Origin of the sequence: Noviherbaspirillum sp., assembly GCF_036563305.1 — a bacterium.
GTDB lineage: Bacteria > Pseudomonadota > Gammaproteobacteria > Burkholderiales > Burkholderiaceae_D > Noviherbaspirillum.
The window spans coordinates 399,384-414,256 of sequence record NZ_DATCMQ010000004.1; the positions used below are offsets into that span (position 1 = coordinate 399,384).

The 14,873-nt window shown below is 65.9% G+C and carries 9 protein-coding genes and 1 pseudogene; 8 read left to right on the top strand and 2 right to left on the bottom strand.

Going from position 1 to position 14,873, the window contains the following annotated elements:
• Positions 1 to 75: 75 nt before the first annotated feature.
• Positions 76 to 3,762: a trifunctional transcriptional regulator/proline dehydrogenase/L-glutamate gamma-semialdehyde dehydrogenase gene (gene putA / locus VIM12_RS02770; RefSeq protein WP_331940081.1), complete on the top strand. Its 3,687-nt coding sequence runs from the start codon at positions 76 to 78 to the stop codon at positions 3,760 to 3,762.
• 179 nt (positions 3,763 to 3,941) lie between these two features.
• On the top strand, positions 3,942 to 5,900 hold the full coding sequence (locus VIM12_RS02775) for an AsmA family protein (RefSeq protein ID WP_331940082.1): 1,959 nt from the start codon (positions 3,942 to 3,944) through the stop codon (positions 5,898 to 5,900).
• Here the strand turns inward: VIM12_RS02775 and VIM12_RS02780 are convergent.
• Entirely contained in the window at positions 5,883 to 6,686 is an 804-nt protein-coding gene (locus VIM12_RS02780; protein WP_331940083.1) for a 5'-methylthioadenosine/adenosylhomocysteine nucleosidase, read from the bottom strand. The genes VIM12_RS02775 and VIM12_RS02780 overlap by 18 nt on opposite strands.
• Before the next feature lie 312 nt (positions 6,687 to 6,998).
• The gene (locus tag VIM12_RS02785; protein WP_331940084.1) at positions 6,999 to 7,874 is read right to left on the bottom strand and encodes a LysR family transcriptional regulator; all 876 of its coding nucleotides are present in this window, start codon (positions 7,872 to 7,874) and stop codon (positions 6,999 to 7,001) included.
• 107 nt (positions 7,875 to 7,981) lie between these two features.
• Here VIM12_RS02785 and VIM12_RS02790 point away from each other — a divergent pair, with 107 nt between their 5' ends.
• From VIM12_RS02790 to VIM12_RS02815, 6 genes and pseudogenes are all read left to right on the top strand, one after another.
• Positions 7,982 to 9,493, top strand: coding sequence for a CoA-acylating methylmalonate-semialdehyde dehydrogenase (locus VIM12_RS02790; RefSeq protein WP_331940085.1), 1,512 nt, complete (start codon positions 7,982 to 7,984; stop codon positions 9,491 to 9,493).
• A gap of 288 nt (positions 9,494 to 9,781) precedes the next feature.
• Positions 9,782 to 11,470 carry a GMC family oxidoreductase gene (locus VIM12_RS02795; protein WP_331940086.1) on the top strand — a complete coding sequence of 563 codons (1,689 nt, stop codon included), beginning with the start codon at positions 9,782 to 9,784 and terminating at the stop codon, positions 11,468 to 11,470.
• 262 nt (positions 11,471 to 11,732) lie between these two features.
• On the top strand, positions 11,733 to 12,503 hold the full coding sequence (locus tag VIM12_RS02800; RefSeq protein ID WP_331940087.1) for an ABC transporter ATP-binding protein: 771 nt from the start codon (positions 11,733 to 11,735) through the stop codon (positions 12,501 to 12,503).
• Complete coding sequence (locus tag VIM12_RS02805; RefSeq protein ID WP_331940088.1) at positions 12,503 to 13,213, top strand: ABC transporter ATP-binding protein; 711 nt, start codon at positions 12,503 to 12,505, stop codon at positions 13,211 to 13,213. Before VIM12_RS02800 ends, VIM12_RS02805 begins: the two co-directional genes overlap by 1 nt.
• 44 nt (positions 13,214 to 13,257) lie before the next feature.
• Positions 13,258 to 14,466 carry an ABC transporter substrate-binding protein gene (locus tag VIM12_RS02810; protein WP_331940089.1) on the top strand — a complete coding sequence of 403 codons (1,209 nt, stop codon included), beginning with the start codon at positions 13,258 to 13,260 and terminating at the stop codon, positions 14,464 to 14,466.
• A 248-nt stretch (positions 14,467 to 14,714) separates the two neighbouring features.
• A pseudogene (locus tag VIM12_RS02815) lies at positions 14,715 to 14,873 on the top strand (branched-chain amino acid ABC transporter permease); the annotation flags it as partial.

The following is a 14,873-nucleotide window of genomic DNA, read 5'->3' on the forward strand; positions in this document are numbered from 1 at the left end:
GCCTATTTCCAGAATTAATCCTTAGCGATCGTCCATACAATCCAATCATTATTTTTTATCGGATTCTTGCCCACCATGCTGACTGCAACCCATCCCGCCGCCGCTGGCGCGGTGCCGTTTTCCGCCTTCCACGCCGAGATCCTGCATGCGCCGACGCCCCTGCGCCAGGCCATCACGGACGCCTATCGCCGCGACGAGCGCGAGGCGGTGCAATGGCTGCTGGGGCAGGCGCGCTTCACGCCGGCGTCGCATCAGCAGACCCAGGCGCTGGCGCGGCGGCTGGTGTCCGCCGTGCGCGAGAAGCGCACCCGCGCATCGGGCGTCGACGCGCTGATGCATGAATTCTCGCTGTCGTCGGAAGAGGGCGTGGCGCTGATGTGCCTGGCCGAGGCGCTGCTGCGCATTCCGGACCACCAGACGGCGGACCGCCTGATCGCCGACAAGATCAGCAAGGGCGACTGGCGCAAGCATCTCGGCGAGTCCCCTTCGCTGTTCGTCAATGCCGCCACCTGGGGCCTGCTCATCACCGGCAAGCTGGTCTCGACCAACAGCGAACAGGGACTCGGCAGCGCGCTGACCAAGCTGATCGCGAGGGGCGGCGAGCCGCTGATCCGCAAGGGCGTGGACCTGGCGATGCGCATGCTGGGCAACCAGTTCGTGACCGGCCAGACCATCGCCGAGGCCCTCGCCAACAGCCGGGCCAACGAGAGCCGCGGCTACCGCTACTCCTACGACATGCTGGGCGAGGCGGCGCTCACCGAGGAGGACGCGAAGCGCTACTACGCGGCGTACGAGGAGGCGATCCATGCCATCGGCAAGGCGTCCAACGGCCGCGGCATCAAGGAAGGCCCGGGCATCTCGGTCAAGCTGTCGGCGCTGCATCCCCGCTATTCGCGCGCCCAGCATGCGCGCGTGATGGACGAACTGCTGCCGCGCCTGAAGGCCCTGCTGCTGCTAGCCATGCAATACCGCATCGGCCTCAACATCGATGCCGAGGAAGCCGACCGCCTCGAACTTTCGCTCGACCTGATGGAAGCGCTCGCGCACGACCCGGCCCTGGCCGGCTTCGACGGCATCGGCTTCGTGGTGCAGGCATACCAGAAACGCTGCCCGTTCGTGATCGACTACCTGGCCGACCTGGCCCGCCGCAGCGGCCGCAAGTTCATGGTGCGCCTGGTGAAAGGCGCGTACTGGGACGCCGAGGTCAAGCGCGCGCAGGTCGACGGCATGCCTGGCTATCCGGTCTATACCCGCAAGGTGTACACCGACGTCTCCTACCTGACCTGCGCCCAGAAGCTGCTCGGGCTCACCGACGTGATCTATCCGCAGTTCGCCACCCATAACGCGCATACGCTGTCGGCCATCCATACCTGGGCCGCGGAGCGCGGCGTCACCGACTACGAGTTCCAGTGCCTGCACGGCATGGGCGAGACGCTGTACGACCAGGTCGTGGGCGCCGACAAGCTCGGCAAGCCTTGCCGCATCTATGCGCCGGTCGGCTCGCACGAGACGCTGCTGGCCTACCTGGTGCGTCGCCTGCTCGAGAACGGCGCGAACTCGTCTTTCGTCAACCAGATCGTGGACGAGAACGTGGCCATCGATACCCTGGTCACCGATCCGTTTGCCACCGCCGCCGCCCTCGGCGGCGAACCGCATCCGATGATTGCGCTGCCGGTCGACCTGTACGGGACGGAGCGGCGCAACTCGGCCGGCGTCGACCTCAGCAACGAAAACCTGCTGCGCCTGGTCGACCAGGCATTCGACAGCTACGCCGGCCGCCAGTGGCACGCCGGTCCGCTGCTGGCGCAGGAGCGTGAACAACGGGCGCCGGCGCAGCCGGTGGTCAACCCGGCCGACCACCTCGACCTGGTGGGCGGCGTGACGGAAGCCGATGCTGCGGACGTGGAAATCGCACTGCAGGCCGCGGCTGCCTGTGCCCCGCAGTGGCAGGCCGTCGCGCCGGCGGAGCGGGCGCAGCTGCTCGACCGCGGCGCCGACCTGCTGGAGCAGCACATGGCGGAGTTCATGGCACTGGCCGTGCGCGAGGCCGGCAAGTCGCTGCCGAATGCAATTGCCGAAGTGCGCGAGGCGGTTGACTTCCTGCGCTACTACGCGGCCCAGGTGCGACAGTCGCCACCGGCGGAAGCACTGGGCCCGGTGACCTGCATCAGCCCCTGGAATTTCCCGCTTGCGATCTTCATCGGCGAAGTCAGCGCGGCGCTCGCCGCCGGCAACGTGGTGCTCGCCAAGCCGGCCGAACAGACGCCGCTGATCGCCTTCCGCGCGGTCGAGCTGCTGCACGAGGCCGGCGTCCCGCGGGCCGCGTTGCAGTTCCTGCCCGGACGCGGCGAGGTGGTCGGCGCGGCGCTGACCGCGGACAGCCGCGTCGCCGGCGTGATCTTCACCGGATCGACCGAGGTCGCGCAGCTGATCAACCGGACGCTGGCGCGACGCGCGGCCGACGAGGGCAGGGAGATCCCGCTGGTCGCCGAAACCGGCGGGCAGAATGCGATGATCGTCGATTCCAGCGCGCTGCCGGAACAGGTGGTGCAGGACGTGATCACCTCGGCCTTCGACAGCGCCGGGCAACGCTGCTCCGCGCTGCGCGTGCTGTGCCTGCAGGACGACATCGCCGACCGCACGCTGAAGATGCTGAAGGGCGCGATGCAGGAACTGCGCATCGGCAGCCCGGATCGCCTCGCCACCGATATCGGCCCGGTGATCGACGCCGAAGCACAGCAGGGCCTGCTGCGTCACATCGCCCGCATGAAGGCGGACGGCCACAAGGTGTACCAGCTCGACTTGCCCGCATCCTGCCGCAACGGCACTTTCGTGCCGCCGACGGTCATCGAGATCGACAGCTTTGGCCGGCTGCAGCGCGAAGTGTTCGGCCCGGTCCTGCATGTGCTGCGCTACCGGCGCGACCAGCTGCCGCAACTGGTGGAGGCGATCAACGCCAGCGGATACGGCCTGACGCTGGGCGTGCATTCGCGCATCGACGAGACCATCGACTTCATCACCGCGCGCGCCCACGTCGGCAACATCTACGTCAACCGCAACATCGTCGGCGCCGTGGTGGGGGTGCAGCCGTTCGGCGGCGAGGGCAAGTCCGGCACCGGCCCGAAGGCGGGCGGTCCGCTCTACCTGAAGCGCCTGCAGCGCCATGCCGCCGTCGCGCAGGCGGCGCACACCATCCACAGCAAGGCGGCGAGCAGCGTGCAGCCGGCGCTCGAGAGCCTGGTGCGCTGGGCCGCGACCCACGGCCATGCGCAGGTGGCCGAGCTGGGCGACAGCTACATGCACGCCAGCCTGCTGGATACGGCCATGGTGCTGCCTGGCCCGACCGGCGAACGCAACAGCCTCGCCTTCGCGCCGCGCGGACAGGTACTGTGCGCCGCGTCCAGCGTGGCCGGCTTGCTGAACCAGCTCGCCGCCTGCTTTGCCACGGGCAACCGGGCGGTGCTCGACAGCGAAACGGCGCGCCTGCTGCCGGCCGGCATCCCGGCCGAGGCGCGCCATGCGGTACGGGTGGTCGAGCGGGCGCAGCTTGCGGCGGAATCCTTGCAGGCGGCCCTGCTGGAGCGGCCGCAACTGCCGGCCCTGCTGCCCCTGCTCGCCGCCCGCGACAACGCCCTGGTGCCGGTCGTCGAGGCCGAAGGTGGCAACGCGGTTCCGCTATGGCGCCTGGTGGCAGAGCGCGCGGTCTGCGTCAACACCACCGCCGCCGGCGGCAACGCCAGCCTGATGACGCTCGGCGCATGACCAGGGAATGACCCCGGGCTGACGCCTGCAAGGCGACCCGCCCGATGCCGACGAGCCGGCCCGATCCGTTCGGGCCGGCTTTTTTTTGGCCTCCCGCCGTTGCGCTTCTGTCTGCACGTCATTCGCCTTGCGCGGGCGCACAATCCAGAACGCCGGTCCTTCCTGGGGGTCTGACCGGAATGCCACGCGCGTCCCACATCGCCCTCGCCGGCGGACTGTTGCTGTCCGCCTCGGCGGCGTTCGGGCTGGCCCTGCTACTGGAAGCCGACTGGAACCGCGCCAGGCCATGGGTGCAGCAGAAGCTCGGGACGGCGACCGGGCGCAGTGTTGCCATCCAGGGCGACCTGGAATTGACCTGGCAGGCGCCGCCGGGGGCATCCGGATGGCGTGCCTGGATACCCTGGCCGCACCTGCAGGCGCACCAGGTCGTGCTCGGCAACGCTGGCTGGTCGCAGCATCCCGAGATGGCCAGGGTGAACCGGCTCAGCTTTTCCATCGATCCGGTCGCGGCGCTGCAGAAGCGCATCGTCATCCCCGCGCTCGCGCTGGATGCGCCGGAGCTCCTGCTCGAGCGCACCGCCGACGGGCGCGACAACTGGACCTTCGGCGAAAAAGAGGGCGGCTGGCAGTTCGCGGTCCGCCGCCTGGTGGTCAACCACGGCCGCGTCGTCATTGATGACGCCGTGCGAAAACTGCGGGTGACCGCGGAGGCCGTTCCGCGACCCGAACCGACCGCATTGTATGCGCTCGACTGGCGCCTGCGCGGCAGCCTCGGCGCCGCGTCGCTGGAAGGCGGCGGCAGCAGCGGCGGGCAGCTCGACTTGCACGACGAGACGGCAGCCTTTCCACTTGCCATCGAGCTGCGTGCAGGCAGCACCAGGATTGCTGCCGGCGGTATCCTGCGTGCGCCCGCCGGCGCGCCGGGTCTCGACCTGCAGCTCAAGGTGAGCGGGATCAGCATGGCGCAGCTATGGGGCCTGACCGGCATCGTGCTGCCGGAGACGCCGCCGTACGCCACCGATGGCCGCCTCGTTGCACGGCGCACGGCGGAAGGCGTGCACTGGCGCTATGAGAACTTCAGCGGCAAGGTGGGCGCGACCGACCTTGCCGGCACCCTGGCTTACCGGTCCGGCACCCCGCGCCCGACGCTGGAGGGCGAGGTAGCGTCGCGCCTGCTGCGGGTGGCCGACCTGGCCCCGCTGCTGGGTGTCGATTCCGCCGCCAGCCGCAAGCGCCGCGGCAACAGGACGGCGCAACCCGGCGACCGGATTTTTCCTGTCGAGCCCCTGCGCACCGAGCGCTGGAACAGCATCGATGCGGACGTGCGGCTGAGCGCGGACAAGGCGACGCGGCGCCATGAACTGCCGGTCGAAAAGCTGTCCGCCCATGTCCGGCTGCAGGAGGGCGTGCTGACGCTTGCGCCCCTGCAGTTCGGCGTCGCCGGGGGCACCCTGGATGCGGCGCTGCGGCTGGATGGCCGGCGCCGCCCGGTGGAAGGCGAGATGACCGTGTCGGCACGCCGCCTGAAGCTGGCCCGTCTGCTGCCGAAGACGCCGGAAGGCCACGCCGGCACCGGCGAGCTGAGTGTCGATGCGGCCCTGCGCGGCAGCGGCAATTCCTTCGCCGGGATGATCGGCGCGTCCGCCGGCGAGCTCAGGGCGGCGGTCAATCGCGGTTCGGTCAGCAAGCTGCTGCTCGACCGCATGGGGATGAACTTCGGCAGCATGCTGGTGACCCGCATGTTCGGCGACCGCCCCGTCGGGATACAGTGCGCGGTCGGCGACTTCCTGATTGAAAAAGGCGTGCTGCGGCCGCGCGCATTCGTGCTCGACACCGAGGAGGCAAGGATCCATCTCGACGGCAAGGTTGATCTTGGTGCGGAAAGGCTGGGGCTGACGCTTTACCCGGAGAGCAAGGGCGTCCACCTGGTGTCGCTGCGCTCGCCGCTGCACCTGACCGGCAGTTTCCGCGATCCGGTCATGGAGGCCGACCGCGGCATGCTGGCCCTGCGCGCCGGGGGCGCGCTGGCGCTCGGCGCCTTCGCCCCGCTGGCGGCGGCGTTGCTGCCACTGGTCGAGGTCGGGCCGGGCGAAACCAACGAGTGCGCGGCGTTGATGGCCTCAGCGGCCGGCGGGTAAGGATGCACAGTAACGCCGGACGAGCCCGTGGGCGTAGCGGGCCGCGATGCGATCGATGAATTGCATGAAATCCAGCGGCGCGCCTTCATCGGCGCCGTCGGAAATGGTCCTGACCACCGCGAATGGCACGCCGAACTCGAAACACACCTGGGCCACCGCCGCGCCTTCCATCTCCACCGCCAGCAGTGCGGGAAAAGCCTCCTTCAGCGCGGCCCGCGTTTCCCGCTGGTGGATGAAGGCATCGCCGCTGGCAATCAGGCCGCGATGCACGGTCGGCTGCACCAGGCGAAAGGCTTCCCGGTCTGCCGCCGGAATACCTGCAAAGCCGTCCGCAAGCCCGTCGCCGAGGAAGGCGGAGGCGGCAGCGCCCGCACTGTCCGTCGTCCCGCGATCGGTGGCGAATAGCGATTGTCCGAGCAACGGCACCTCACCTCGGGGAAACAGCGGCCTGGCGTCCATGTCGTGCTGCACCAGCGCGTCCGCCACCACGATATCCCCGACTTTCACACGCCTGTCCACACTGCCGGCGACGCCGGTGAACAGGATATGGGTCACCCCGAATCGTTCGATCAGGGTTGCCGCCGTTGCCGCCGCCGCAACCTTGCCGATCCGCGACAGGACGCAAACGCATTCCATGCCCCACAGCCGGCCGCTGGTGTAATCGCGCATGCCCCGCGTCACCGTCCGGGCATTTTCCAGCAGCGCGATCAGCCCGGCCTGCTCCTGGTGCAGGGCGCTGACCAGGCCAAGCCGGTACGGCTGGTTGGTGGTGTGCAGGTGATTCATGAGGCGTTTGGCAGGAAGGAAAGGCAATAGCTTAACGGTGTTTGCGGCAAGGTGGCGGCTGGCAAGAGGAAGCGGGTTTTCACATTGCTGTTGATGTATACAAGTAGTGGTAATGGTTAACGCAGGGGCCTTTCTGTGGATAAGTGGGTTAACCGCTTGTGGATCAATTGCTTGCGCTCGGGAAAAGCCCTCGGACAAGCGTTGTATGGACAAGGGATGGATTTGGGACAAAATCCGGCTGCGCCTGATTTCACGGCTTATCCCGTTTACATCCCGCGCCTGTCCAGAGGGTTGTCCACAGCCGCATCCGGATCAGTGCCGCCACAAACCTTGCAATAGTGCAAACGCGGCGGCGATCGCCGGCTCGTGACGCCTGCGCATGAGGCTGATGAAGGTAAGGTCGGTATTGAGCGTGACCGCGTCGGCAATCACCAGGCCGTGGGCATGCGCTTCCCGCAGCGCGATCGACTCGCGCACCAGCGACAGGCCGACGCCCGACTTCACCAGGTCGAGCATCGACGGCTCCTGGTCCACCATCGCCACCTTGTTGGGGACGACCCGGTACCTGGAGAAGGTGCTGGTAAGCAGCCGGTGATGCGCCGATTCCGGCGGCGTCCAGATCCATGGCAGCCGCGCCAGTGCCGGCCAGTCCTTGCCCGCCACCCGGCTTTTCCATCCTTTCGGCGCCACCACGTTGTAGGTGAAGGCGGTCAGTACCTGGCCGTGGAATTCCTTCGGCGGCATCCCGAGGTAATACCCGGCGTCGAGCTGCCCGCTGCGCACCTGCTGCAGCACCCAGCCCGACATCCCGTGCTGCAGGCGTGTGGAGACCTGCGGATAGCTCTCGACCAGGCGCCGCAGGAAGGCGCCGAGGCGGATGAATTCCGGATCGAGGATGGTGCCGAGGGCAAGGCTGCCGGACAGGGTCGAATGGAGCGCCGCGGCGCCCTGCCGGAATTCGGCCACGCTCTCCATCACCCTTTCGGCAAAGGGCAGCAGCTTGGCGCCGTCGTCGGTGAGCGCCATGCCGCTGGCCGTCCGGCTGAAGAGCTGCAGTTGCAGGCTGGTCTGCAAGGCCTTGATCTGCAGGCTGACGGCCGGCTGCGTCAGGTGCAGCCGCTGTGCGGCGCGGGTCAGATTGCCTTCCTGCGCGACGGTCACGAAGGCGCGAAGCTGATTGAGGTCCATGCGGAATTATAAAACCGCTTTATATGGAACTTGACAAGAACTCATTGGATGCGTCCCTGTCCGGTCGATATGCTGATGAAAATCGTCTTTCAGCCAAAGGAATCCTTATGAACAATCAGCGCATCAGTCACTATATCGGCGGCCGGGTGGTGGAATCGCACAGCGGCCGCAGCCAGGATGTCTTCAATCCGGCGACAGGCGAAGCGACCGCGCAGGTCGCCCTGGCCAGCGTGGAGGAAGTCCATGCGGCGGTCGAGGCCGCGCGCAACGCTGCGCCGGCCTGGGCTGACACCGCCCCCCTGAAGCGGGCCCGCATCCTCTCCCGCTTCAAGGAACTGATCGAGAAGAACCATGACGCGCTGGCCGCCGCCATCACCCGCGAGCATGGCAAGGTGTTCTCGGATGCGAAGGGGGAAGTCACGCGCGGCCTGGAAGTCGTGGAATTCGCGACCGGCGCGCCGCAGCTGCTGAAGACGCAGTACACCGACAACATCGGCGGCGGCATCGACAACTGGCAGCTGCGCCAGCCGGTCGGCGTCACCGCCGGCGTAACGCCCTTCAATTTCCCGTTCATGGTGCCGATGTGGATGGCGCCGATGGCGATCGCCACCGGCAACACCTTCATCCTCAAGCCATCGGAACGCGATCCGTCGCCTTCGCTGATGATCGCGGACCTGTTCAAGGAAGCCGGATTGCCGGACGGCGTGTTCAACGTGGTGCAGGGCGACAAGGTCGCGGTCGATGCGCTGCTCCAGCATCCGGACGTCAATGCGCTGTCCTTCGTCGGGTCGACGCCGATCGCCGAATACATCTATACCGAGGGCGCGAAACGCAAGGGCCCGTATCCAATGCGGGTACAGGCGCTGGGCGGCGCCAAGAACCATCTGGTCGTGATGCCCGATGCGAACCTCGACCAGGCGGTGGATGCCCTGATGGGTGCGGCCTATGGTTCTGCCGGCGAACGCTGCATGGCGATCTCGGTGGTGGTGGCGGTGGGCGGCATCGCCGACCGGCTGGTCGAGGCGCTGGTCCCGCGGGTGCGTGCCCTGGTCGTGAAGAACGGCATGGAAGCCGATGCCGAGATGGGTCCGGTGGTGACCGCGCAGCACAAGGCGAAGATCGAGTCCTATATCGAGGACGGCGTGCAGTCGGGCGCAAAGCTGCTGGTCGACGGCCGCGGGCTGAAGGTGCCGGGCCATGAAGGCGGCTTCTTCCTCGGCGGCTCGCTGTTCGATCACGTGCACCCCGAGATGAAGATCTATCGCGAGGAAATCTTCGGGCCGGTCCTGTGCATCGTCCGTGTGCCGGATTTCGCATCTGCCGTGCAGCTGATCAACGGGCATGAGTTCGGCAACGGCGTCTCGCTGTTCACATCGGACGGCAACACCGCCCGTGAATTCTCCTGCCGCATCGAGGTCGGTATGGTCGGTATCAACGTGCCTATCCCGGTGCCGATGGCCTGGCATTCGTTCGGCGGATGGAAGCGCTCACTGTTCGGCGACGCCCATGCCTACGGAGAAGAGGGGATCCGCTTCTACACCCGTTACAAGTCGGTGATGCAACGCTGGCCGGATTCCATTGCCAAGGGGGCGGAATTCACGATGCCGGTGGCGAAATAGACAAGGACGCTTGTGCATAAGCCGGTGGGTAAGCGGAGGACGTTAACGGGACAAGCCGGGACGACGCGGGGACAGCGGTTTTTGTCCCGAATCCGTCCTCATCCCGTACAGTGCTTATCCAGCCGGTTGTGCCGACGGCAAGCCTTTGAAAGGAAAGTAGTAAACCGACTTATCCACAGGAAGGTGGGCATGTTAACAACTACTACTATCCGTATACATCAAAAATAAAATAAAAAACCGCCGTTCTCGTCAGCGAGCGGGACACGCACCAAAAGACAGGAGCACGCCGTGGAATCTGCAGGCAAATACGACTACATCATCATCGGCGCCGGTTCTGCCGGCTGTGTCCTCGCCAACCGGCTTGCCCAGGACGCCGGGATTTCGGTGCTGCTGCTCGAGGCCGGGCGCAAGGACGACTACGTGTGGATCCATATCCCGGTCGGCTACCTGTACTGCATCGACAACCCGCGCACCGACTGGCTGTTCCGCACCGAGGCCGACGCCGGCCTCAACGGCCGGTCCCTGATCTACCCGCGCGGCAAGGTGCTGGGTGGCTGTTCCTCGATCAACGGCATGATCTACATGCGCGGCCAGGCACGCGACTACGACAGCTGGGCCGACATCACCGGCGACGACAGCTGGCGCTGGCAGAACGTGCTGCCGGTGTTCCGCAAGACCGAGGATTACCACGGGGGCGCCAACGCGTATCACGGAACGGGCGGCGAATGGCGGGTTGAACGCCAGCGGCTGTCCTGGGAAATCCTCGACGCCTTCCGCAACGCGGCCGCCCAGCTCGGCATTCCCAAGGTCGACGACTTCAACACCGGCGACAATGAAGGCTGCGGCTATTTCGAGGTCAACCAGAAGAAGGGGCTGCGCTGGAATACCGCCCGCGCCTTCCTGCGCCCGACCCTCGGTCGCAAGGGCAAGCTGGATATCATGACGGGTTGCCATGTGAAACGCCTGCGGCTGCAGCAGACCGGGCAGGGCACGGTGTGTACCGGCGTGGAATTCACCGGCGGTGGAACGGAATGGTTCGCCGAGGCGACCCGGGAGACCATCTGCACCGCCGGCGCGGTCGGCTCGCCGCAGATACTGCAGCTGTCCGGCATCGGGCCCGGCACGCTGCTGCAGAAGCACGGCATCCCGGTGGCCGTCGACCTGCCCGGCGTCGGGGAGAATTTGCAGGATCACCTGCAATTGCGCATGGCCTACAAGGTCAAGGGCGTGAAGACCTTGAATACCATGGCCGGCAACTGGTTCGGTAAGATGCGCATCGGCATGCAATATGTGATGACCCGCAGCGGGCCGATGTCGATGGCGCCCTCGCAGCTCGGCGCCTTCACCCGCTCCGACCCGTCGCAACCCACGCCGAACCTCGAATACCATGTGCAGCCCTTGTCGCTCGAACGCTTCGGCGAACCGCTGCACCCGTTCCCGGCCTTCACCGCCAGCGTCTGCAACCTGCGTCCGACGGCGCGCGGCCATGTGCGCATCGCTTCCGCCGATCCCCACGCGGCCCCCAAAATCACCGCCAACTACCTGAGCACCCCGGAGGACCGCAAGGTGGCGGCGGACGCACTGGCGCTGACGCGGCGCATCGTCGCCCAGCCGGCGCTGCACAAGTACGCGCCGGAGGAGTTCAAGCCCGGCGTGCACTACCGGACCGACGAGGAACTGGCGAAGGCCGCCGGCGACATCGGCACTACCATCTTTCATCCTGTCGGTACCTGCCGGATGGGGCGCGGTGACGACCCGATGGCGGTCGTCGACAGCCAGCTGCGGGTGAAAGGGGTGCGGGGGCTGCGCGTGGTGGATGCATCGGTCATGCCGCTGATCACTTCCGGCAATACCAACTCGCCGACCATCATGATCGCGGAGAAGGCCGCTGCATGGATCAGGGCCGAACGCGCGCGCAGCTCGGCGATCGCGGTATCGCCGCCTGCCGGCAAGGAGGCGGCAGCGCTCGCGCCCTGATCGGCGCCGACGCAGGAAGCATTTTCACAAGGAGTTGTTGGAGCGGCAAAAATGCTGCTAACATGCCCGCGTTGCCTGTTGTCAAGACATGTATGGAATTGATACAGGCCAAACAAACGGCAGAAGAATTACCCGCCGTATTGCCTCCCCCCGGGGCCTAATGTGTACTGTGCAATTCGCCGGGCATGACCTGTCCGCGAAGCTGCAGATCGGGCAGGGGAAGGCGGCGCACGACGCTAAGAATAGCCAACAGGGAGAACCCATGGCAGATGTAGTACTGGAGACGAGGCAGTTGACCAAGGAGTTCAAGGGCTTCACGGCGGTCAGCAATGTCAATTTGCAGGTAGAGCGCGGACATATCCATGCGCTGATCGGCCCCAACGGCGCGGGCAAGACCACCTGTTTCAACCTGCTTACCAAGTTCCTGGTGCCGACCTCGGGCCAGATCCTCTTCAATGGGCGCGACATCACGATGGCCAAGCCGTCGCAGATCGCCCGGCAGGGCGTGATCCGCTCATTCCAGATTTCCGCTGTGTTCCCGCACCTGACGGTGCTCGAGAACGTGCGGATCGGGCTGCAGCGCCCGCTCGGCAATTCCTTCAAGTTCTGGCAGAGCGAGAAGACCCTGAACCAGCTCAACGACAAGGCCATGGCGCTGCTGGCGCAGGTCGACCTCGAGTCCTTTGCCGACACGATGACGGTGGACCTGCCGTACGGCCGCAAGCGCGCGCTGGAGATCGCCACCACGCTCGGCATGGAGCCCGAACTGATGCTGCTGGACGAGCCGACCCAGGGCATGGGCCACGAGGACGTCCACCGCGTTACCGAGCTGATCAAGAAGGTATCCGCCGGACGCACCATCCTGATGGTCGAGCACAACATGAACGTCGTTGCCGGCATCAGCGACCGCATCTCTGTGCTGCAGCGGGGTGCGGTGCTGGCCGAAGGCACCTACGAGGAAGTCTCGAAGAATCCGCAGGTGATGGAGGCCTACATGGGCACCGCCGCGGGCGAATTGCAAGGAGCGCATTGATGTCGGTACCCGCACTACAGATCAGCAACCTGCAAGCGTGGTACGGCGAGTCGCACATCCTGCATGACGTGAACCTCACGGTGGAGCGCGGTGAAGTGGTCACCCTGCTCGGCCGCAACGGCGCCGGACGCACCACGACGCTGCGCGCGATCATGGGTCTGACCGGCGCCCGCAAGGGGTCGATCAGGATCGACGGCACCGAGGCAATCAGCTTTCCGACCTACAAGGTGGCCCACCTCGGCGTCGGCTATTGTCCCGAGGAACGCGGCATCTTCTCTTCGCTGTCTGCGGAGGAGAACCTGATGCTGCCGCCGCAGGTGTCGCGCAGCGATGCGGGCATGTCGGTGGAGGAGATCTACGACATGTTCCCCAACCTGAAGGAGCGCCGCTACAGCCAGGGCACCCGCCTGTCCGGCGGCGAGCAGCAGATGCTGGCGGTGGCGCGCATCCTGCGCACCGGCGCGCGCCTGCTGCTGCTGGACGAGATTTCCGAGGGCCTCGCGCCGGTCATCGTGCAGGCGCTGGCCCGCATGATCACCACGCTCAAGGCCAAGGGCTACACCATCGTGATGGTGGAGCAGAATTTCCGCTTCGCCGCACCGCTGGCCGACCGCTTCTATGTGATGGAGCATGGCCAGATCGTCGAGTCCTTCGCATCATCCGAACTGAACAACAAAATGCCCGTGCTGAATTCCCTGCTCGGCGTATAAGCAAGCACGCCATCCGGTGGCTTTGTATAACAAAGGAGAGAGAGATGAAGTTGAAAGCAATTGCACTGGCCGTCTCGGCCGCAGTATCCATGGGCGTGTCTGCAGGCGCCGCCGCGCAGATTTCCGGTGACGTCATCAAGATCGGCCTGATCACCGACATGTCCGGCCTCTATGCGGACATCGACGGCGCCGGCGGCGTCGAGGCGATCAAGATGGCGATCGCCGACCTGGGCGGCGCGATCAACGGCAAGAAGGTCGAGTTCATCTATGCCGACCATCAGAACAAGGCGGACATCGCCGCCTCCAAGGCGCGCGAGTGGTTCGACCAGCAAGGCATCGACATGCTGCTCGGCGGCACCAACTCCGGCACCAACCTGTCGATGGCCAAGGTCGCGACCGAGAAGAAGAAACCCTTCATCTCCATCGGCGCCGCGTCGGCGCGCCTGACCAATGAGGAGTGCTCGCCATACATCGTCCACTACGCCTACGACACGGTTGCACTGGCCAAGGGCACCGGTGGCGCGATCGTCAAGCAGGGCGGCAAGAGCTGGTACTTCCTGACTGCCGACTATGCGTTCGGCGCGTCGCTGGAAAAAGACACGTCCGACGTGGTGAAGGCTTCCGGCGGCACCATCGTCGGCGGCGTCAAGCATCCGCTGTCGGCTTCCGACTTCTCGTCCTTCCTGCTGCAGGCGCAGTCGTCCAAGGCGCAGATCCTCGGCCTGGCCAACGCCGGCGGCGATACCGTCAACTCGATCAAGGCGGCCAACGAATTCGGCATCAACAAGTCGATGAAGCTGGCCGGCCTGCTGATGTTCATCAACGACGTGCACGCGCTTGGCCTCGACCTGACGCAGGGCATGTACCTGACCGACGGCTGGTACTGGGACCTGAATGACGATACCCGCAAATGGTCGAAGCGCTACTTCGAGAAGATGAAGAAGATGCCGTCGATGCTGCAGGCAGCCGACTATTCGGCAACCGTGCACTACCTGAACGCCGTCAAGGCGGCCGGCACCGACGACCCGGACAAGGTCATGGCGCAGATGAAGAAGACCAAGATCAGCGACTTCTTCGCAAAGAACGGCGAGATCCGTCCCGACGGCCGCATGGTGCACGACATGTACCTGATGGAAGTGAAGAAGAAGTCCGAGTCCAAGTACCCGTGGGATTACTACAAGGTGGTGCAGACCATCCCCGCGGACCAGGCGTGGACCACCAAGGCCGAATCCAAGTGCTCGCTCTGGAAGTAAGCTGAAGCGGTCTACCGGCTAGTGCAGTAACGGACCATCCCCTTCCAGCGCTGGAAGGGGCCAGGGGGGAGGAGGCGGCAAGACCTCCGGAAGCCGCGCCGTACCGGGCATCTTCCGGTCGCCGCGGCGCCACGCGGCACTACCGCCGCCTCCCTCCGAACCTTTTCCCCGGGCGGGGAAAGGCGCAAGCCCATTGGGTGCGGCGTCATGCGCGCCCATCTTCCTGCAGTTCTTTTTTGCTACCACCTATGGAACTATTCGGCATCCCCCTGCAAGCGTTGCTGAGCCAGCTGCTGCTGGGCCTGGTCAACGGCTCGTTCTACGCGATGCTGTCGCTCGGCCTGGCGGTCATCTTCGGCCTGCTCAATGTGATCAACTTTGCGCACGGCGCGCTGTACATGATGGGC